This window comes from Enterobacter sp. MGH 24, assembly GCF_000493015.1.
Lineage (GTDB): Bacteria > Pseudomonadota > Gammaproteobacteria > Enterobacterales > Enterobacteriaceae > Enterobacter.
On sequence record NZ_KI535657.1, the window covers coordinates 4199981 to 4220898 of the forward strand.

Consider the following 20918-nt stretch of genomic DNA (forward strand, 5'->3'; position numbering starts at 1 on the left):
TACAGATAAATCTGTAGCGCATGGCTAAATTACGGATCTTCATCACATAAATTATTTTTTCACTATCTAAAATAATTCGCGGAAGTCTTAGTTTTTTTGAACTCTAACCCTTATCTGAATCGATTCGGTTCGCCAATACGATTCTCAGTACGACTGCCTGGCAGGCGTATTAATGATAATAAAAGGAGGTAGCAAGTGACCATTGCTATTGTCATAGGCACACATGGTTGGGCTGCTGAGCAGCTACTCAAAACGGCAGAGATGCTGTTGGGCGAGCAGGAAAACGTCGGCTGGATCGATTTCGTTCCCGGTGAAAATGCCGAGACGCTGATAGAGAAGTACAACGCTCAACTCGCGAAGCTGGATACCAGCAAAGGCGTGCTGTTTCTCGTTGATACATGGGGCGGCAGCCCGTTCAATGCCGCCAGCCGCATTGTCGTCGATAAAGAGCACTATGAAGTTGTCGCCGGGGTGAATATTCCCATGCTGGTGGAAACCTTCATGGCGCGCGACGACAATCCGTCGTTCGATGAGCTGGTGGCACTGGCCGTTGAAACCGGTCGCGAAGGGGTAAAAGCCCTGAAAGCGCAGCCGGTTGAAAAACCTGCCCCTGCGCCTGCAGTGGCACCAAAAGCGGCAGCACCGGCAAAACCCATGGGCCCGAACGATTACATGGTTATCGGCCTTGCGCGTATTGATGACCGCTTAATCCACGGTCAGGTTGCAACGCGCTGGACCAAAGAGACCAACGTTCGACGCATTATCGTGGTCAGCGACGAAGTTGCCGCCGATACCGTACGTAAAACCCTTCTGACTCAGGTTGCTCCTCCTGGCGTTACCGCGCACGTCGTGGATGTCGCCAAGATGATCCGCGTTTACAACAACCCGAAATACGCGGGTGAACGCGTGATGCTCCTGTTCACTAACCCGACAGACGTTGAGCGCATTGTTGAAGGCGGCGTGAAAATCACCTCCGTGAACATTGGTGGTATGGCATTCCGTCAGGGCAAAACGCAGGTCAACAACGCCATTTCAGTCGATGCGAAAGATATCGAGGCATTCAACAAGCTGAATGCGCGCGGTATTGAGCTGGAAGCCCGTAAGGTTTCCACGGATCAGAAACTGAAAATGATGGATTTGATCGGCAAAGTTGGGAAATAAGCCCGCGCCGGTTCTCATATAAAGTTTAAGTAATAGGAGAAGTGCAATGGAGATTACCACTCTTCAGATTGTGCTGGTGTTCGTCGTCGCATGTATTGCGGGTATGGAATCCGTACTTGATGAATTTCAGTTCCACCGCCCTCTGGTGGCCTGTACGCTGATTGGGGCCGTCCTGGGTGACATGAAAACCGGTATCATCATCGGTGGTACCCTGGAAATGATCGCCCTGGGCTGGATGAACATCGGCGCGGCGGTTGCGCCCGATGCCGCGCTGGCCTCTATCATCTCGACCGTTCTGGTTATAGCCGGTCACCAGAGTATCGGTGCCGGTATCGCCCTGGCGATCCCGCTGGCAGCAGCAGGCCAGGTTCTGACCATCATCGTTCGTACTATCACCGTGGCCTTCCAGCACGCGGCGGATAAGGCAGCCGAAAACGGCAACCTCACGGCACTGTCGTGGATCCACGTTTCATCCCTGTTCCTGCAGGCGATGCGTATCGCGATCCCGGCCGTAATCGTTGCGATCTCTGTCGGTACCAGTGAAGTGCAGAGCATGCTGAACGCCATTCCAGAAGTGGTCACCGGCGGTCTGAACATCGCGGGCGGTATGATCGTGGTTGTCGGTTATGCGATGGTCATCAACATGATGCGCGCAGGCTACCTGATGCCATTCTTCTACCTCGGCTTCGTGACCGCTGCCTTCACCAACTTTAACCTGGTTGCACTGGGTGTGATTGGTGCGGTAATGGCGATTCTCTACATCCAGCTCAGCCCGAAATATAACCGCGTCGCGGGTGCCCCAGCGCAGGCTGCTGGTAACAACGATCTCGATAACGAACTGGACTAACAGGTGAGCGAAATGGTTGATATGACAAAAACTACCACCGAGAAAAAACTCACTCCGGGTGATATTCGTGGCGTGTTCATCCGTTCTAACCTGTTTCAGGGTTCATGGAACTTCGAACGTATGCAGGCGCTGGGCTTCTGCTTCTCCATGGTACCGGCAATCAAACGCCTGTACCCGGAAAACAACGAGGCGCGCCGTCAGGCGATCAAGCGTCACCTGGAATTCTTTAACACCCATCCTTACGTTGCGGCCCCCGTACTGGGCGTAACGCTGGCGATGGAAGAACAGCGTGCGAACGGCGCAGAAATTGACGATGGTGCTATCAACGGTATCAAAGTCGGCCTGATGGGGCCGCTGGCCGGCGTTGGTGACCCTATCTTCTGGGGTACCGTGCGTCCGGTCTTCGCGGCGCTGGGTGCCGGTATCGCAATGAGCGGCAGCCTGCTTGGCCCGCTGCTGTTCTTCATCCTGTTTAACGCCGTGCGTCTGCTGACCCGTTATTACGGTGTGGCCTACGGCTACCGTAAAGGGGTGGATATCGTTAAGGACATGGGCGGCGGCTTCCTGCAGAAACTGACTGAGGGGGCGTCAATCCTCGGCCTGTTTGTCATGGGAGCGCTGGTTAACAAGTGGACGCACGTGAACATCCCGCTGGTGGTATCAACCATCACCGGGCAGGATGGTCAGACTCGCGTCACCACCGTGCAGACGATTCTGGACCAGCTGATGCCTGGCCTGGTACCGCTGCTGTTGACCTTCGCCTGCATGTGGCTGCTGCGTAAGAAAGTTAACCCGCTGTGGATTATCGTTGGCTTCTTCGTCATCGGTATCGCGGGCTATGCTGTCGGCCTGCTGGGTCTGTAAGTTTCAATGCTATAGGCCGGGGGCTTGCCCCCGGTTTTTTTTATCTGGAGGATGAATGACTGTCACGGACATCGTACTGGTTTTATTTATTGCTGCCCTTCTGGCTTACGCTATCTATGACGAGTTCATCATGCCCCGCCGCCACGGCGAGACGCTGCTCTCCCTTCCCCTACTGCGGCGCGGGCGCGTGGATGCGTTTATCTTCGCGGGTCTCATCGCCATTCTTATTTACAATAACGTCACCGGCCATGGTGCAATATTAACCACATGGTTATTATGTGCGCTGGCATTAATGGCTGTTTATCTGTTCTGGATCCGCACGCCGAAAATCATTTTTAAATCCCGCGGATTTTTCTTTGCCAATGTGTGGATAGAATATAACCGTATTAAAGAGATGAATTTATCCGAAGACGGTGTGCTGGTAATGCAATTAGAACAACGTCGCCTGCTTATTCGGGTGAAGAATATTGACGACCTGGAAAAGATATACAAGTTACTTGTTAAAACTCAATAAGTTATATATATAGCAATGGCTATATACTGCGTTTATCTTGCGCAAGAAATATAGCCAAAGCTATATCCCCTTCATTAATTTGTTCTCTATTTGTTAACGATATCTTTACGCTTAAAGACAAATGAAAATCGTTATCAACAAGCATTTTAAATAATGCCTCTTCATTGTTGTTTTATATTCTAAAAATATGTTAAGGTTGCGCCCGTCGTTGGGGAGTAGCCGATTTCCTGTTCGCAGGAAATGTACGTGTCAACATACTCGTTGAAAAACGTGGCACGTACGGATCGCTGACAGCACATCTTATGTGCGGTGCGATCAGGCGAGACCATAGATACATCAACTGCTGTTTACTGGGGGCAGTGATGTGTCATATGGATATCCCCGGTCTGGACGCTGTTATGAATATCTCTGCTACGATCCTCCTCGCTTTTGGCATGTCCATGGACGCATTTGCGGCTTCCATCGGAAAAGGCGCCACGCTACACAAACCTAAGTTCTCAGAAGCCTTGCGTACCGGCCTCATTTTTGGTGCTATCGAAACGCTGACGCCGCTTATCGGCTGGGGACTTGGCATGCTCGCCAGCCAGTTCGTGCTGGAGTGGAACCACTGGATTGCCTTCGTACTGCTGGTCTTTCTCGGTGGTCGAATGGTGATTGAAGGTTTTCGCGGCGGCGATGAAGAAGACGAGGAGCCTCAGCATCGCCACGGGTTCTGGCTGCTGGTCACCACGGCCATTGCCACCAGCCTTGATGCGATGGCCGTCGGTGTCGGTCTGGCTTTCCTGCAGGTTAATATTATCGCCACCGCGCTGGCCATCGGCTGTGCAACGCTGATTATGTCCACGCTAGGCATGATGGTCGGACGGTTTATCGGCCCGCTGCTGGGTAAACGCGCCGAGATCCTGGGGGGAATTGTGTTGATTGGCATTGGCGCCCAGATCCTCTGGGCACACTTCTCCGGTTAATCTTCGCGCTGCCAGACATGGATACTGAAATCCGTCTGGCAGCGAAATGTTGAGCGTGCAGCTAGCGCTTCCCATACTTCCGGTTTTGCCCGCCACGCGAACGGCGTCATCTGCAGCAGCGCGGTGGCCTCTTCCCCTTTCAGCGTCATTTCATACGCCACGCTTTGCTCCTGCTTCAGGCTAAAACCGGCCAGCTGTTCAGAATGAGGGGCATGGAGACGCACTTCGTCGTAGATCAGCCCTTTCAGCTCCATCAGATGACGCGGGCCCGGCGTCACGGTGACGACCCATCCACCCGGCTTCACCACGCGAGCCAGCTCTTCCGCCTTGCAGGGCGCGTAAATGCGGATAACAGCGTCCATACTGGCATCGTCAAACGGCAGACGGTGGCTGGATGCCACGCAGAACGTCACGTCCGCGTAACGCCTTGCAGCCGCTCGAATGGCCACTTTCGACACGTCCAGACCGAATGTCTGCGCGCCCTTCTCACGGGCAATCCCGGCAAACCGTGCGGTGTAGTACCCTTCCCCGCAGCCGATATCAAGCATGGCGGTGGCAGAAACCGGCAGAATGTCATTCAGCCGCTGCGCGACGGTCTCCCGCAGCGGCAGATAGTGCCCGGCATCCAGAAACGCGCGACGCGCCTGCATCATCTCTGCACTGTCGCCGGGATCGCGGGAGCGCTTATGCTGCACCGGCAGAAGATTCACGTAGCCTTCTTTTGCCATATCAAACTGGTGCCCCTGCGGACAGGTATAACTTTTATCTGAGTGTGTCAGGGGGGCGTGGCAAAGGGGACAGCTGAAGGACATGGTGACTCCGGAGCATATTCAAAGGGCGAAGTGTACCGCTATTCGCCCTGGTTATAAACGCCCGGTTAACGCATAACGATAAGGTGATCGGAGCCCGCCGGTAAGCCGTCAGGTTTCACATTCTCCAGACGCAGCACGTTGCCCATAATCTCGCTGAAGACAGGCGCGGAAACGGCACCGCCGTAGTAGGCGCCATTCTGCGGCTCGTTAATGACCACCACCAGGGCAAAGCGCGGATCGCTGGCAGGCGCAACGCCGGCAGTATACGCGACGTATTTATCGACGTACTTCCCGCTATCGTCAATTTTCTTCGCCGTACCGGTTTTCACCGCCACCCGGTAGTCACGAACGGCGGCCTTAACGCCCCCACCGCCGGGCAGCGCAACGCTCTCCATCATGTGCTCCACCTCGTGCGCAATCTCTTCCGGCATGACGCGGTGCCCGATGACCGGGGGATCGATACGGGTGATGGAAAGGGGACGTTCAAGACCGAAGCCGCCAATCGTGGCGTAGACGTGCGCCAGCTGAAGCGGCGTCACCATCAGCCCGTAGCCGAAGGCAAAGGTCGCGCGATCGAGCTGGCTCCAGTATTTACGATTTGGCAACAGCCCCGCGCTCTCGCCCGTTAAGCCAAGCCCCGTATTGGTGCCAAATCCAAAGTTTCGATAGGTATCAATAAGATGCTGCACAGGCATTGCCAGGGACAGTCGGGACACGCCGGTGTCGCTCGATTTTTGCAGGATCCCGGTCATCGTCAGTTCAGGATAGTAGCCCACATCCCGGATACGATGCCCGTCAAGGGTATACGGGTGGGTGTCAATCACGCTGTCCGGCTGGACCAGCCCCTGCTGCAGGGCCGTCATCAGCACCAGCGGCTTGACGGTCGAACCGGGTTCGAACGTATCGCTGATCGCACGGTTGCGAAAATCATTTATCGTCGCGCCTTCCCGGTTATTGGGGTTGAAGTCCGGATAGCTCGCCATGGCGAGGATTTCCCCGGTTGGGATATTAATTAAGACCGATGCCCCGGACTCGGCCTTGTTCCAGGCCACGGCATTATCGAGCGCATCTTCGGTGATGGTTTGCAGACGCTCGTCGATACTTAACTGAATGTTATGCGCCGGTGCGGGCGCCACTTCCGTCAGGTTTTCAACCACGCGTCCGTAGCGGTCTTCCCTTACCTGCCGCACTCCCGCTTTGCCGGTCAGCTGCGCGTTGAAGCTCTTTTCCACGCCTTCAATGCCCTGCCCGTCAATATTGGTGAAGCCAATAAGATTCGCTGCCACATGGCCTGCAGGATAAAAGCGGCGGGACTCATCACGTAAGTTGATGCCGGGCAGATTCAGTTTATCGATCCACTTTGCCTGTGCAGGATCGACCTGACGGGCAAGATAAATAAAACGGCCCTGCGGGTTAGCGTTGATTCGCGCCGAGAGAGTACCCAGGGAGAGATGCAGCGCATTTGCCAGCGCCTGCCAGCGTTCGTCAACGCCAACGCCCCCTTTTGCCAGCACCGTTTTAGGATCGGCCCATACGGCCCGGACAGGCACGCTCACGGCCAGGGGACGACCTTCGCGATCCATTATCATGCCGCGCGGCGCATCAATCGCCAGCTGGCGGAGGGAGCGCATATCTTCCTGCTTTACCAGATTGTCAGGCTTGATGATTTGTAGCCAGGCAACGCGGCCCAGCAAAAAAGCCAGACTACAAAAAATAGCTAAACAGAGCAGCACAAAACGCGCCGGCGTGAAATTTCCAGTTGCTGCTATCAATTTCTTCTTCACCTGAACCCCAGGGCTGTTAAACAACGCCCTGATTTAACGGGAAAAGAGGGGTTTAGGGAGGCAAAACAGTGCTACTAACCTCGCAGCTTTGCAACAAGTTACTAACAAGGCCGCAGATCGTAATATTTTGAAAGATAAGGGGCATAAAAAAGCCCCGCGTTATGCGAGGCTTTATGTCTGAGATTGAAGTGCTAAGCGCTTCAGTCAGCAGCGGTTCGATCAGATAGCAGTTACGTTAACTGCAGCTGGGCCTTTCTGGCCGTCCTGAATTTCGAACTCAACGTTCTGGCCTTCAGCCAGAGTTTTGAAGCCGTTACCCTGGATTGCAGAGAAGTGTACGAACACATCTTTGCTGCCGTCAGCAGGAGTAATGAAACCAAAACCTTTAGACTCGTTGAACCACTTAACTTGACCTTTAATCTTTGCCATTTTGCAAAATTCCTTAGAGTGTTTTCTTAGCCCGCAGGCATTAACTGAGATAAAACTGAGACATTACTGCATGAGGCACTAATATAAGGTTCGGCAGAGAAGCGGTATTCAACGACAACGTGTTTACTCAGGACTTCTTTACTGAAAATGCCACACATAAACAGAACTGTACCTCGTTTGACCCAAAACGTGTTATCACACACTATGTTTAATATGGCAAGCCATTTTTAAACATGTCTCGATCCGCCGCACAAATTCGAACAGTGCCTGTCAAGTTTTGCACAATTATGCGCATCACGTACAGACAGCTCTGCTGCGTAACAAAGACCCAGCGTTACCTTCACAACCGCTGTAATCTAAGACTTTTTTAACATAGCTCATTCATTACGAAGCGTCCAGCAACCGGCTAAAGAAATCTTACGTCTTGATTGAGTTAGAACAATTTGTGAAAACTTATGCTTAAATCATTGTAACGCGACCAAATTGTTTCAGAGAAAAAACACCGTTAATAACCCGCCTCCAACTGTATTAAAATGCACCAGTTAATAAACAGTGTTATGCACCAAAATAATGAAATTTTTATGACTCTGCATCAAAAGAAGGCAAGCAAAACGTTTCGATTAAAATAAAACATTCCTGCACGGGTTTACATACAGAATATATGCACGATTTTATCGCTTCGTTTATAAGGATAAATATTCACCAATTTTCAGTATCCTGAAAGAATGATTAACTGGTGCTAAATTGTCTAGCGCATCAGTTAACTCCCGCACAGGTTCATCCAGGGCTTCATCTGCCAGTTCAAACACGCCCCAGTGAATGGGAAACGCCAGAGGACAGCCCAACTGCTGCCACAATGCCACCGCAGATTGCGGATCCATATGATGGACAGCCATGAACCATCGCGGGGCGTAGGCACCAATCGGTAACGCAGCAGCATCAATATGGCCCAGACGTTCAGGTATCAACAGCAGCTCGGGCGAATACCCCGTGTCACCGCTGAACCAGAAACGATGATGTCGCCCCTCCATAACCCAGCCGCACCACAATGAGCGATTGCGGTTCCATGGTGTGCGCATACTCCAGTGCTGTGCCGGTACGGCGGTCAGCGTCATCCCCTGCCAGGTGAAGCTCTGCCACCAGTCGAGCTCAACCACGCGTTTTGCTCCCCGACGGCGAAACCAGTCGGCAAGCCCCAGCGGAACAAAAAAACTGACGTCGGGAAAGCGTTTGAGGATACGGCGAATGGTCGCATCATCAAGATGATCGTAATGATTATGGGAGATGACGACCGCATCAAGCTGATGAAGTTGTTCGACTGACAGCGCGGGAGGCGTTCTACGCTGTGGACCCAGGAAAGGGAGCGGAGAAGCGCGCCGTGAAAACACCGGATCGGTAAGGAGAATATTGCCGTCCAGCTGCAGCAACACGCTCGCGTGTCCGAGCCACCACACCCCATCTTCATGAGGTTGCGTAAGCTCAACCGGTTGCCACCACCGGTGCATAAAGTCTTCATAACCCAGCGCGGGCGGCTTCGGTAAACCGGCCTCTTTACGCGCTTTACGCCAACGGTCAAGGTCGCCCGGTTGATGTCCGACAGGAGCGGTATTACGAAAACCGTTCGGGGTGTGATGTTTCAGGGAGGGGTCATACCAGGGATTTTTCCAGACCACAGCCACCTCCCAGGACAAAAAGATTAACGCTCAGCCACCAGGCGGATAAAGTCTTCTTCGTCTTTGTTATCTTCAGCGACCGCGTTTTTCGGCGCGTCTTTCTCTTCCGGTTCGTTAGCCTCACACAAACGGCGTAGCAATGCATTCTGACGTTTTTGCTGATCGAGCAGCGCTTCCAGCAGTTCGATCTGCTCGTTAGTACGGGAACTGGCGCGGTTCACGAAAAACCAGATGACCAGTCCCACAAGCAGAATAACCAAAGAAATCATCAGGGATGCTATATTCAGCAGCCCTGAATTCAGTAACTCACCCATTTCACCACCTCAATAAAAACGTCTATTTTACCACTGGCGCGAAGGAAGGAAATCACCTTGAGAAAAAATGCGTGTTACCACGGAATAAACTTATTGATTGCGCAAACGCCGCTAAAAAACTGTACATCCTGATCGCACATCACATTGATCGTCTGCGTCCATAACACCACGCACGCTATCAGCACGATAATCAGAATTACCCAGCGTATTTTTTTCACTCCACACTCCGTCTAAAGACCTGATGCAATGAGGTTATCACGCTTATCTTAAACAAGGACTAACTGTGCCTCCATCGCGCTTTTTCAGAATCCTGCACTTGTCTCATCGCGTAAACCGTTTACGCTAGCATTATGATAACAACGATAAAAGAGGTAATGATGCGCTTAATCATTCGAACAATTATTGCACTGGCTATCCTCTGGATTGGCCTTCTGCTGACGGGTTATGGTGTGCTTGTGGGAAGCACCGAGAACGCAGCTGGGTTAGGCATTAAGTGTAAATATGTAACCGCACAAGGATTGAGCAGTGCGCAATACCTGCATTCTGACAGCGGGTTTATTGGTTTAACGAACTGCCCCGTACTGCGTAAAACATCCGTCGTGATTGATAATGGCTAATCAGCCGGGTAAATGACACTGACAAAAACGCCGCATCTGTTGCGGCGTTTTTTATGCAAGCAGAGATTAGAACGGGTAGTCGTGATAGCCCATCTGTTCAGAAATCTTGCGTGCGGCAGTGTGCAGAATAGCTACATACTCATGCAGACGCTCTTCGGAGAAGCGCAAGGTTGGGAAGGAGATACTTAAACCCGCAATCACGACGCCAAAGCGGTCAAACACCGGAACGCCGATACAGCGCAGCCCCTCTTCCTGCTCTTCGTTATCTTCGCCATACCCTTGCTCGCGAACGTGGTCGAGCACCGTTAGCAGCGCGTCAGTGCTGGTAATGGTTCGTGCAGTACTTTGCTTGTATTCCACGCCTTCGAGGATCTGCTTCACTTCCTCACGATCGCGCCACGCCAGCAAAACCTTACCAATCGCGGTACTGTAGAGGGGGTTGCGACGCCCAATGCGCGAATACATGCGCAGATTGTACATGGAGTCGATTTTATGGATGTAAACAATGCTGTCCTCATCCAGTGCACCGAGATGGATGGTCTCTTTGGTCAGTCGGGAGATTTCACGCATCTGAATATCGGCGCTGCGGATCAGGTCAACATTTTGTAGCGCGCGGGCACCCAGCTCAAACAACTTCAGCGTCAGAGAGTATTTTTCAGATTCGCCTTCCTGGGCAACGTAGCCCAGCGACTTCATGGTTTGCAAAAAACGATAAACGGTGCTTTTTGACATCATCACGCGCTGCGACAACTCTGTAATACCTATTTCACGCTCTTCTCCCAGCGCCTGTAAGATGCCAAACACCTTCAGCACGGAAGAAACAGAATCTGGCTGTTTATCCAAATCCGCAATAGCCATTTACCACCTCATAGAGAGTGTTTTATAAAAATCAGAACCGGTTTTTATTATAAGTTCCCGTCATGTCACCTGCAATCAATCCGCGTTTACTTCGTGACAAATCTGCGACATATCGCGGCTGTAACAATGCTAAAATAGTTACCCTGAGAATAATTTCACGCTGAGCTTTTTAAATCCTAATGGAAAAGACCCTTTCCGATGGCCTGCCGTTACCCCAGCGGTATGGCGCTATAGCGACCATCATTATCGGCATCTCAATGGCCGTCCTTGACGGCGCAATCGCGAACGTTGCTCTGCCAACCATCGCCAGCGATCTGCACGCCTCTCCCGCCAGTTCAATATGGATTGTTAACGCCTATCAGATAGCGATTGTGGTTTCCCTGCTCTCGTTCTCTTTCCTGGGCGATATGTTCGGTTACCGTCGCGTGTATCAGTGCGGTCTGGTGGTTTTCACCTTCACGTCCTTGTTATGCGCCCTTTCAGATTCACTGCATACCCTGACGCTCGCCCGCATTGCGCAGGGTTTTGGCGGCGCGGCACTGATGAGCGTAAACACGGCGTTGATCCGCTTAATTTATCCGCAGCGTCATCTGGGGCGCGGCATGGGGATAAACTCGTTTATTGTCGCCGTCTCTTCCGCCGCGGGACCCACCATTGCAGCAGCGATCCTTTCCGTTGCGTCATGGCAATGGCTGTTCGCCATTAACGTGCCGCTCGGTATCGTCGCTATATTCTTCGCCCTGCGCTTTCTCCCCGCTAACGGTCCCAAAAGCACTATGCCGCGCTTCGACGTGGCGAGTGCGGTGATGAATGCCCTGACTTTTGGCCTGCTGATTACGGCGCTGAGCGGCTTTGCACAAGGGCAGTCTCTGATGCTTACCGGCGCGGAGATTATCGCCCTGCTGGCGATCGGCTTTTTCTTTGTTCGCCGCCAGCTCACTCTCCCGGTGCCTTTACTGCCGGTCGATCTGCTGCGTATTCCCCTCTTTTCCCTCTCCATGTGCACGTCAGTCTGCTCATTTTGCGCACAGATGCTGGCCCTGGTTTCTCTGCCCTTCTTTCTGCAGAGCGTGATAGGCCGTTCAGAAGTGGAGACTGGCCTGCTGTTAACCCCCTGGCCGCTGGCAACAATGGTAATGGCACCGTTGGCAGGCTATCTGATTGAACGCGTCCATGCCGGTTTATTGGGAGCGTTGGGGCTGGCGGTGATGGCAACAGGCCTATTTGCGCTGGCTCTGCTACCGTCATCGCCAACCGATCTGGACATCATCTGGCGCATGATTCTGTGCGGCGCAGGTTTTGGCCTGTTCCAGTCCCCTAACAACCACACCATCATCACCTCCGCGCCGCGTCATCGCAGCGGAGGTGCCAGCGGCATGCTGGGGACCGCGCGCCTTCTGGGTCAAAGCACCGGTGCTGCACTGGTTGCCCTGATGTTTAACCTCGCCGGACAAAACGGCAACCATGTTGCGCTTCTCACCGCGGGAGCCCTTGCCTCCCTCGCGGCGGTCGTCAGCGGCCTGCGGGTGACCCAGCCCAAAGCTCAGGCATAAAAAAAGCCGGGCGGAGTGTTCTCCTGCCCGGCTTACTAAGGTTCTTTGCGTTACTTCAGGTATTCCCCACTGCGCAGCGCTTCGATACGTTTATCCAGCGGCGGGTGAGACATAAACAGCTCGCTCAGCGATTTGGATTTACCGTTAATGCAGAAGGCCATCATGCTGTTCGCTTCCTGCGGCTCGTAGCTGGTTTTCAGACGCTGCAGCGCAGCAATCATCTTCTCACGACCAACCAGTTTCGCCGAGCCAGCATCCGCGTGGAATTCACGGTGGCGGGAGAACCACATGGTGATGATGCTGGCCAGAATACCGAATACCAGTTCCAGAACCATCGAAACGGCAAAGTAGATCAGCGGGTTGCCGTTGCTCTCTTCACCTTCGTCTCGGTTGCCGCCCATAAAGCCTGCCGCAATCTGCGCCAGAATACGGGAGATGAAGATCACGAAGGTGTTCACCACACCCTGAATCAGGGTCATGGTCACCATGTCACCGTTGGCGATATGGCTGATTTCATGGGCAATAACCGCTTCGGCTTCGTCACGGCTCATGTTCTGCAGCAACCCGGTGCTGACGGCAACCAGTGACGCATCACGACGGGCGCCCGTGGCGAAAGCGTTGATGTCCGGGGCATGATAAATCGCCACCTGCGGCATGGCGATCCCGGCCTGGCGGGATTGCTGAGCCACCGTATTCATCAGCCACTGTTCCATATCGTTACGAGGCTGTTCAATAACCTCACCACCCACCGATTTCAGCGCCATCCACTTTGACATCAGCAGGGAGATGAACGAGCCACCAAAACCAAACAGCAGCGCCATAATCAACAGACCCTGAACGCTGCTCGACTGAATTCCCGTCAGGCTTAGCACGAGCCCGAAAACCACCATGACCGCCAGGTTGGTGAGCAGGAAGAGCGCGATTCGCATCATAATTTTCTTTTTACCTCAGTTTAACAAAACGCACTATGCGATTACCCACATCGTATGGGTATTGCGGCTATTTTCAAGCATCCGGCGGGCGTAAGTCACCAGAAAGACACAACTTTACACAATTGGAAATCTGGCTGACGGAAGGATGAAGAACAAAAAGAAACAGGCACAATTTCTTGTGCCTGTTGGGAGATTATTTTGCCGGAGCGGGCTGTACGGCAGGTTTCTCTTTTTCCTGATTCGCCAGGTCAAGAGCGATATGCACCGTCTCGTCCAGATACGGATCCGGCTCCTGGTAATCTTTTGGCAGATCGTCCAGTTTCTTGAGCAGAGGCTTACCTTCTCGCTTGAAGCGATCGTTGATACGCGCCAGGCGGGTTGCATCGTCTTCGTTGTTCTCTTTCTCACGCTGAGCGTAGTTCAGAGAAACAATATTCCGCTTATCCTTCAGAGCATTGAACCGGGCAATGTCCTTCATGATGTACTGGAACTCCGGATCTTTCGCGATGCGGTCGTTATGCGCTTTCAGCAGTTCAGGACCAAATTGCGTCATATCACCCGCTTTCACGTAGGTCGCGGCATTGATGCTGTCCCACGGCAACGCGTTATCTTCAAACTTCTCGCCGGTTTCCGTCTCTTCCGTGCCTGTCGGCATGATGATGTCCGGCGTTACGCCCTTACGCTGCGTACTGCCGCCGTTCACGCGGTAGAATTTCTGAATGGTGTACTGAACCGAGCCCAGTGCAGGCCATTCCGGACGCAGCATCTGATCGTAAATGCGATTCAGAGAGCGATACTGCTGTACGGTGCCTTTCCCGAAGGTTGGCTCACCGACGATCAGCGCGCGGCCATAGTCCTGCATTGCAGCGGCAAAGATTTCAGACGCGGAAGCACTGAAGCGGTCAACCAGGACCACCAGCGGGCCTTTATAGTAGACCACCCCGTCGTTGTCGGCATCTTCACGCACTTTGCCGTTGTTATCCCGCACCTGAACCACAGGACCCGATGGAATGAACAAACCAGAGAGTGAAACCGCTTCCGTCAGCGCCCCGCCGCCGTTACTGCGCAGGTCGATGATAATGCTGCTGACGTTCTGCTTCTCAAGCTTCTGCAGCTGAACTTTCACATCGTCAGTCAGCCCTACGTAGAAGCCAGGAATATCCAGGACACCGACCTTCTCTTTACCCACGGTTTTCACCGACATTTTCACCGCGCGGTCTTCCAGACGGATACGCTCGCGGGTCAGGGTAACGATACGGGTTTTAGTGCCTTTACCGGCAGGTAGAATTTCCAGACGAACCTTGCTGCCTTTCGGACCTTTGATCAGCGCAACCACGTCATCGAGACGCCAGCCGATCACGTCGACCATGTTCTGGCCAGTTTGTCCTACACCCACAATACGATCGCCAACGCTAATCGCTTTGCTTTTGGATGCAGGGCCACCCGCGACCATCGAATTGATCACCGTGTAATCATCGTCCATCTGCAGCACCGCGCCGATACCTTCCAGAGACAGGCTCATCTCGGTATTGAACTGTTCGGTGTTGCGTGGAGAGAGATAGTTGGTGTGCGGATCGATTTCGTGAGCAAAGGCCGTCATGGCCAGCGAGAAGACATCCTCACTGTTGGTCTGCGCCAGACGACGAATGGCGAATTTGTAACGACGCGTCAGCGTGTCACGGATCTCTTTTTCGTCTTTGCCGGTCAGCTTGAGGCTCAGTTCGTCGTATTTAACTTTACCGTCCCACAGCGCATTCAACTCGGCTTCATCTTTCGGCCAGGGTGCTTTACTGCGATCCAGGTTAAAGGTGTCAGTGCCGGTGAAGTCCATCGGACGTTCCAGCACTTTCAGCGCGTACTGATAGCGTTCAAAACGGCGCTTTTGCGACAGGTTATAGAGATCGTAGAACAGATCCAGCTTGCCTGAACGCAACTCATCACCCACCTCGGATTTGCGCTTAGCGAACTGCTCGACATCGCTGGCGAGCAAAACGTTATGGCTGTAATCCAGCAAGTTCAGATAGCGGTCAAAGATTTTGGCCGAAAAGGCCTGATCGAGATCGAACTGACGATAGTGCGAGCGGGTAAAACGTGAGGTCACGCGCTCGCTCACCGTCGCATGCTGCGTCTCTTCCTTGAGTACCGGAATTTGATCAACACGCGTGATATCGTCCACTGCAAAAGCGTGACCTGTTATGGCAAACAGGCCCGCCAGCGCGGTGAGCTTAAAAAAAGTGTTCATGCCAGGCTTGGCCTCCGTTTCAGAACAACAAGTGTTCTGCGCGTACAATCATTGACATACCAGAAGTCAGCTGTACACGAACGCCATCTTTGGTGATTTCCAGTACGGTGGCGTCCATAGCATTGTTACCCGCTTTTACCTTCAGCGCCTGACCTACGCTCAGGGCGTTGATGTCAGAAACTGGGGTATGGCGCGGCTCTTCACGAGGGGCTCGCGGGGCTTTTGCTGCTGGTTTGTCTGCACGCGGTTTGCGATCGTTATTATCGTGACGGCGCGGCGCAGGGCGTGGTTTACGCTCACGACGAGGCGCTTCTTCCTGGCCGTTTGCCGCTGCGGCTTCGCGTTTTTTCGCCTGCTGTTCTGCACGTTGTGCCTGAACGCGTGCTTTGGCTTCTTCAAGCTGCTTGCGCGCGTGCTCAACATGCTGCTCGTCCAGCTCACCACACGGGTTGCCGTCGAGATCCACGCGGGTCGCGCCAGCTTTGATACCGTACAGGTAACGCCAGCTCGAAGTATAAAGACGTAAGGCGGAACGCAGCTGAGTTTTGCTGAGGTTCATTTCCCCCTCAACGCGTGCCACCAGATCCTGAAAAATACCGACTTTCAGGGGACGAGCTTCACCTTCCGCGCTGAAGCACTGCGGGAAACGCTCGGCCAGAAATGCGATAACTTCTTTACTGCTATTCAACTTAGGTTGATTTTCCATGAAATTTCCTGATTACAACGGACGTTGCCAACAAGCGCAGGCATGAACAGGCGTCATTATAATGACGCTATCAGTAAATGCTACGTTATCCGTTGATTATCCTGCGACGCTCGCAAAGAATTTTTGATAATCGGTTGCAGCGAGTACGTTTTCCAGATTCGCCACCAGCTCGCGCAGCCCCTGTTCGTCCTCGGTTGTAAAGCGACTGAAGACCGTACTGTCGATATCCAGAACGCCAATAATCTGATTTTTGACCACCAGCGGCAGAACGATTTCAGAGTTACTGGCGGCATCACAGGCAATGTGCCCGTCAAACGCATGAACATCTTCAACGCGCTGGACCTGATTCTCGGCCACCGCCGTACCGCATACGCCGCGCCCTACCGGAATACGCACGCAGGCCAGTTTGCCCTGGAACGGGCCGAGCACCAGCGTTTCACCTTCCAGAAGGTAAAAGCCGGCCCAGTTCACGTCAGAGAGACGTTCAAACAGCAATGCGCTAGTATTTGCCAGAGTGGCTAAGAAGCTGGTCTCACCCGCCATCAATGCCTTAAAATCGCGGTTCAGATCCGCGTAGAATTCTGTTTTGTTCATTATTCAATCACTTAGTTGTCTTACAAATTTACCGCATAGCCTATTAAAATAAGCATTAAATGCGCTCATGCTCAAGATGAATCCGTTCATGAGTTATTATAACTTTCAACAATACTTATTTGTGCGCAGCTGATGGCCTTAAAAACAACCAAAATTACGCCGACAAGAAAGATAACTGTCCATACGGTAAGCGAAGCTTTGCCACGTGCACATTATCAGCGTTGCCCCCAGTGCGATACGCTTTTTATGTTGCCGAAGATGAAATCGCACCAAAGTGCCTTTTGTCCCCGCTGCGATGCCAAAATTCGTGACGGTCGCGACTGGTCGTTAACCCGCCTCGCCGCCATGGCCGTCACCATGCTGCTGCTGATGCCCTTCGCCTGGAGCGAACCGCTGCTGAAACTCTACCTGCTTGGCGTGCGTATTGACGCCAACGTGCTGCAGGGGATCTGGCAGATGACCCGCCAGGGCGATCCCATCACCGCTGCCATGGTGCTGTTCTGCACCGTTGGCGCGCCGCTGGTGCTGGTCGCCGCTATTGCCTATCTTTGGTTTGGCAATATTCTTGGCATGAACCTTCGCCCGGTGCTGCTGATGCTGGATAAGCTCAAAGAGTGGGTGATGCTGGATATTTATCTGGTGGGCGTAGGCGTTGCGTCAATAAAGGTACAAGACTATGCCTTTTTGCAGCCCGGCATCGGACTCTTTGCTTTCATTTGCCTGGTATTGCTGAGCATCCTGACGCTGATCCACCTGAACGTTGAACAGCTCTGGGAGCGATTTTACCCTCAGCGTCCCGCCACGCGTCCTGATGAAAATCTCCGCGTCTGTCTGGGATGCCACTATACCGGGTTGCCCGACGCGCGTGGCCGCTGCCCAAGGTGCCATATTCCATTAAGGCTGCGGCGCAACAATAGCCTGCAAAAATGCTGGGCCGCGCTCATCGCCTCCCTGGTGTTTCTGATCCCAGCCAATATGCTGCCGATATCTATCATTTACGTGAATGGCGGGCGTCAGGAGGATACTATCCTCTCCGGGATTATCTCCCTTGCACACAGTAACGTCGGGGTGGCGGCGATCGTCTTTATTGCCAGTATCCTGGTTCCCTTTACCAAAGTGGTGGTGATGATTACCCTGCTTATCAGCATTCATTTGAAGTGTGAACAAGGCTTACGTACCCGTATTCTGCTTCTGCGATTTGTTACCTGGATTGGCCGCTGGTCAATGTTAGATCTGTTTGTGATTTCGCTGATGATGTCGCTCATCAATCGCGATCAGCTACTTGCTTTTACAATGGGACCCGCGGCTTTTTATTTCGGCTCTGCGGTGATATTGACTATTCTTGCTGTGGAATGGCTGGATAGCCGCTTACTTTGGGATGCACATGAGTCAGGAAACCCCCGCTTCGCCGACTGAAGCGAGAATTAAAACAAAACGCCGCATTTCGCCATTCTGGTTGCTGCCCGTCATCGCCCTGATGATTGCAGGCTGGCTTATCTGGACGAGCTATGAAGATCGCGGGAGTACCGTCACCATTGATTTCCAGACCGCCGACGGCATCGTCGCCGGGCGAACGCCCGTTCGCTTCCAGGGGGTTGAAGTGGGTACGGTTCAGGACATCTCCCTGGGAAAAGGGCTGAACAAGATTCAGGTGCGGGTCAGTATTAAATCTGACATGCAGGATGCCCTGCGCAGCGAAACGCAGTTCTGGCTGGTGACGCCGAAAGCCTCTCTGGCCGGCGTGTCCGGGCTGGATGCGCTCGTGGGTGGTAACTATATTGGCATGATGCCGGGCAAAGGCGAGCCGCAGGATCATTTTGTCGCCCTGGATACCCAGCCAAAGTATCGTCTTAATAACGGCGATTTGATGATCCATCTCCAGGCCCCGGATCTCGGCTCTCTGAACAGCGGTTCGTTGGTCTATTTCCGTAAAATCCCGGTTGGCCGCGTGTACGATTACGCGATCAACCCGAATAAACAGGGCGTCACCATTGATGTTCTGATCGAGCGTCGCTTCACTAACCTGGTGAAAAAAGGCAGCCGCTTCTGGAACGTCTCCGGCGTGGATGCAGACCTCAGCCTGAGCGGTGCAAAAGTGAAGCTGGAGAGTCTGGCCGCGCTGGTGAATGGCGCCATTGCCTTTGATTCCCCTGAAAACTCAAGCCCTGCCACCGCTGATGACACGTTCGGGCTCTACGCTGACCTGGCGCACAGCCAGCGCGGCGTGATCGTCAAACTCGCCCTGCCCGATGCTAAGGGGCTAAAAGCCGGTTCGACGCCGCTGATGTATCAGGGGTTGCAGGTTGGCCAGCTCACCAAAATGACGCTCAACCCGGGTGGCTCGGTTACCGGCGAAATGACGGTCGATCCGAGTGTGGTCGATCTCCTGCGCGAGAAAACGCGCATCGAAATGCGCAGTCCAAAGCTTTCTCTGAACGATGCCAGCCTCAGCACGCTGTTGACCGGCAATACGTTTGAGCTGATCCCCGGTGAAGGACAACCCAGCAATAGCTTTGTGATTGCTCCGGCAGATAAAGCCCTGCTGCAAAAACCGGGCGTGGTAACCGTCAGGCTGAAGGCGCCAGAAAGCTACGGTATCGAAGCCGGACAGCCGTTAATTTTACACGGTGTGCAGGTCGGACAGGTGCTGGAACGTACGCTCTCTGCGGATGGCGTGACGTTCTCGGTCGCCATCGATCCGCAGTACAGCGACCTGGTGCATAGCGACAGTAAATTCGTGGTGAACAGTCGCGTCGACGTGAAGGTGGGTCTGGACGGCGTGGAGTTCCTCGGCGCCAGCGCCAGCGAATGGGTTAACGGCGGTATCCGTATTTTGCCCGGCGATAAAGGCCCCGTGCGCGACAGCTATCCGCTGTATGCCAACCTGGAGAAAGCGATTGAAAACAGCCTGAGCGATCTGCCTACCACCACGCTGACGCTGAGCGCCGAGACGCTGCCGGACGTACAGGCGGGATCCGTAGTGCTGTATCGCAAGTTTGAAGTCGGGGAAGTGATCACCGTTCGCCCGCGTGCGGACGCGTTTGATATCGAACTGCATATCAAGCCGGAGTATCGCAAGCTGCTGACGCCAAACAGCGTCTTCTGGGCCGAAGGCGGCGCGAAAGTTCAGCTTAACGGTAACGGGCTGACCGTACAGGCCTCCCCGCTCTCACGCGCGCTGCGCGGGGCGATTAGCTTCGATAACCTCAGCGGCGCGGGGGCGAATCTGCGTAAAGGCGATAAGCGTATTCTCTTCCCGTCCGAAACCGCCGCACGCGCCGTGGGAGGACAGATTACCCTGCACGCGTTTGATGCCGGTAAGCTGGCGGAAGGTATGCCAATCCGCTACCTGGGAATTGATATCGGGCAGATCCAGAAGCTAACGCTGATTACCTCGCGTAACGAGGTGCAGGCTACCGCCGTGCTTTACCCGGAATATATGCAGACCTTCGCCCGCATGGGTTCGCGCTTCTCGGTGGTTACACCGCAGATCTCGGCCGCGGGCGTTGAGCATCTCGACACCATTTTGCAGCCGTACATCAACGTTGAGCCAGGCCAGGGCAATGCCCGTCGTGATTTCGAGCTGCAGGAGGCCACGATCACCGACTCGCGCTACCTTGGCGGCCTGAGTATCGTGGTGGAAGTGCCGGAAGCGGGCTCGCTGAACATCGGTACTCCGGTCCTGTTCCGCGGCATTGAGGTGGGTACGGTCACGGGCCTGACGCTCGGTACGCTCTCCGACCGCGTGATGGTGGCGTTACGCATCAGCGAACGCTACCAGCATCTGGTTCGTAATAACTCGGTATTCTGGCTGGCATCCGGCTATTCGCTGGACTTCGGCCTGACGGGAGGCGTGGTGAAAACCGGCACCTTCAACCAGTTCATTCGCGGCGGTATCGCGTTTGCCACGCCGCCGGGCACGCCGCTGGCGCCAAAAGCGCAGCCGGGTAAACACTTCCTGCTGCTCGAAAGCGAACCGAAAGAGTGGCGCGAATGGGGAACCGCCCTGCCGCGTTAATCCGAGAGGCTCCGGTGTCAACGCACCGGAGCCTT

General features: G+C 53.8%; 20 protein-coding genes, 1 pseudogene and 1 riboswitch. Of the genes and pseudogenes, 9 read left to right on the top strand and 12 right to left on the bottom strand.

Annotation, left to right across the window (positions count from 1 at the left end):
* Positions 1–195 precede the first annotated feature (195 nt).
* The 5 genes from manX (at position 196) to mntP (ending at position 4351) form a co-directional block, all read left to right on the top strand.
* The gene (gene manX / locus L370_RS02360; protein ID WP_023336074.1) at positions 196–1161 is read left to right on the top strand and encodes a PTS mannose transporter subunit IIAB; all 966 of its coding nucleotides are present in this window, start codon (positions 196–198) and stop codon (positions 1159–1161) included.
* Between the two features lie 46 nt (positions 1162–1207).
* Entirely contained in the window at positions 1208–2008 is an 801-nt protein-coding gene (manY, locus tag L370_RS02355) for a PTS mannose transporter subunit IIC (RefSeq protein ID WP_008500490.1), read from the top strand.
* A gap of 12 nt (positions 2009–2020) precedes the next feature.
* A complete protein-coding gene (locus L370_RS02350) occupies positions 2021–2872 on the top strand; it encodes a PTS mannose transporter subunit IID (RefSeq protein WP_006810994.1) in 852 nt (283 codons plus the stop codon).
* 55 nt (positions 2873–2927) lie between these two features.
* Positions 2928–3386: a DUF986 family protein gene (locus L370_RS02345; RefSeq protein ID WP_023336075.1), complete on the top strand. Its 459-nt coding sequence runs from the start codon at positions 2928–2930 to the stop codon at positions 3384–3386.
* A 198-nt stretch (positions 3387–3584) separates the two neighbouring features.
* Positions 3585–3774: riboswitch (yybP-ykoY riboswitch) on the top strand.
* 10 nt (positions 3775–3784) lie between these two features.
* Complete coding sequence (gene mntP, locus L370_RS02340; protein WP_032666739.1) at positions 3785–4351, top strand: manganese efflux pump MntP; 567 nt, start codon at positions 3785–3787, stop codon at positions 4349–4351.
* On the opposite strand, the gene rlmA is transcribed toward mntP, so the two are convergent.
* The 7 genes and pseudogenes from rlmA to mgrB form a co-directional block, all read right to left on the bottom strand.
* A complete protein-coding gene (gene rlmA, locus L370_RS02335) occupies positions 4348–5163 on the bottom strand; it encodes a 23S rRNA (guanine(745)-N(1))-methyltransferase (RefSeq protein ID WP_023336077.1) in 816 nt (271 codons plus the stop codon). The genes mntP and rlmA overlap by 4 nt on opposite strands.
* A gap of 65 nt (positions 5164–5228) precedes the next feature.
* Positions 5229–6947: a peptidoglycan glycosyltransferase FtsI gene (gene ftsI / locus L370_RS02330; protein WP_032666625.1), complete on the bottom strand. Its 1719-nt coding sequence runs from the start codon at positions 6945–6947 to the stop codon at positions 5229–5231.
* Positions 6948–7166: 219 nt separating this feature from the next.
* The gene (gene cspE / locus L370_RS02325; protein ID WP_001062678.1) at positions 7167–7376 is read right to left on the bottom strand and encodes a transcription antiterminator/RNA stability regulator CspE; all 210 of its coding nucleotides are present in this window, start codon (positions 7374–7376) and stop codon (positions 7167–7169) included.
* 13 nt (positions 7377–7389) lie between these two features.
* A pseudogene (locus tag L370_RS0122210) lies at positions 7390–7534 on the bottom strand (DUF2627 domain-containing protein).
* A gap of 525 nt (positions 7535–8059) precedes the next feature.
* Positions 8060–9049: an MBL fold metallo-hydrolase gene (locus L370_RS02320; RefSeq protein ID WP_023336079.1), complete on the bottom strand. Its 990-nt coding sequence runs from the start codon at positions 9047–9049 to the stop codon at positions 8060–8062.
* A gap of 23 nt (positions 9050–9072) precedes the next feature.
* Positions 9073–9363: a YebO family protein gene (locus tag L370_RS02315; protein ID WP_023336080.1), complete on the bottom strand. Its 291-nt coding sequence runs from the start codon at positions 9361–9363 to the stop codon at positions 9073–9075.
* Positions 9364–9437: 74 nt separating this feature from the next.
* Positions 9438–9581 carry a PhoP/PhoQ regulatory lipoprotein MgrB gene (mgrB, locus tag L370_RS0122215; protein ID WP_006175995.1) on the bottom strand — a complete coding sequence of 48 codons (144 nt, stop codon included), beginning with the start codon at positions 9579–9581 and terminating at the stop codon, positions 9438–9440.
* 159 nt (positions 9582–9740) lie between these two features.
* Here mgrB and L370_RS02310 point away from each other — a divergent pair, with 159 nt between their 5' ends.
* Positions 9741–9980 carry a YobH family protein gene (locus tag L370_RS02310; protein ID WP_023336081.1) on the top strand — a complete coding sequence of 80 codons (240 nt, stop codon included), beginning with the start codon at positions 9741–9743 and terminating at the stop codon, positions 9978–9980.
* 66 nt (positions 9981–10046) lie between these two features.
* On the opposite strand, the gene kdgR is transcribed toward L370_RS02310, so the two are convergent.
* The gene (gene kdgR / locus L370_RS02305; RefSeq protein WP_023336082.1) at positions 10047–10838 is read right to left on the bottom strand and encodes a DNA-binding transcriptional regulator KdgR; all 792 of its coding nucleotides are present in this window, start codon (positions 10836–10838) and stop codon (positions 10047–10049) included.
* 179 nt (positions 10839–11017) lie between these two features.
* Here kdgR and L370_RS02300 point away from each other — a divergent pair, with 179 nt between their 5' ends.
* Positions 11018–12391, top strand: a complete 1374-nt coding sequence (locus L370_RS02300; protein ID WP_023336083.1) for an MFS transporter — start codon at positions 11018–11020, stop codon at positions 12389–12391.
* A 50-nt stretch (positions 12392–12441) separates the two neighbouring features.
* Here the strand turns inward: L370_RS02300 and htpX are convergent, their stop codons facing one another.
* The 4 genes from htpX to L370_RS02280 all read right to left on the bottom strand — a co-directional run bounded on the left by htpX (position 12442) and on the right by L370_RS02280 (position 16865).
* Positions 12442–13323, bottom strand: a complete 882-nt coding sequence (gene htpX, locus L370_RS02295; protein WP_014884290.1) for a protease HtpX — start codon at positions 13321–13323, stop codon at positions 12442–12444.
* A 193-nt stretch (positions 13324–13516) separates the two neighbouring features.
* Positions 13517–15565 (bottom strand): carboxy terminal-processing peptidase, encoded by a 2049-nt coding sequence (gene prc / locus L370_RS02290; protein WP_023336084.1) that lies wholly within the window; start codon positions 15563–15565, stop codon positions 13517–13519.
* Positions 15566–15584: 19 nt separating this feature from the next.
* The gene (proQ, locus tag L370_RS02285; protein ID WP_023336085.1) at positions 15585–16271 is read right to left on the bottom strand and encodes an RNA chaperone ProQ; all 687 of its coding nucleotides are present in this window, start codon (positions 16269–16271) and stop codon (positions 15585–15587) included.
* A gap of 96 nt (positions 16272–16367) precedes the next feature.
* Positions 16368–16865: a GAF domain-containing protein gene (locus L370_RS02280; protein WP_008500476.1), complete on the bottom strand. Its 498-nt coding sequence runs from the start codon at positions 16863–16865 to the stop codon at positions 16368–16370.
* A 132-nt stretch (positions 16866–16997) separates the two neighbouring features.
* Between L370_RS02280 and yebS the strand changes: the two genes are divergently transcribed.
* Both yebS and L370_RS02270 read left to right on the top strand, forming a co-directional pair.
* Entirely contained in the window at positions 16998–18281 is a 1284-nt protein-coding gene (gene yebS, locus L370_RS02275) for a membrane integrity lipid transport subunit YebS (RefSeq protein WP_023336086.1), read from the top strand.
* Positions 18250–20883, top strand: a complete 2634-nt coding sequence (locus L370_RS02270) for a PqiB family protein (protein ID WP_023336087.1) — start codon at positions 18250–18252, stop codon at positions 20881–20883. The genes yebS and L370_RS02270 overlap by 32 nt, the downstream gene beginning before the upstream one ends.
* The last annotated feature ends 35 nt before the right edge of the window (positions 20884–20918 follow it).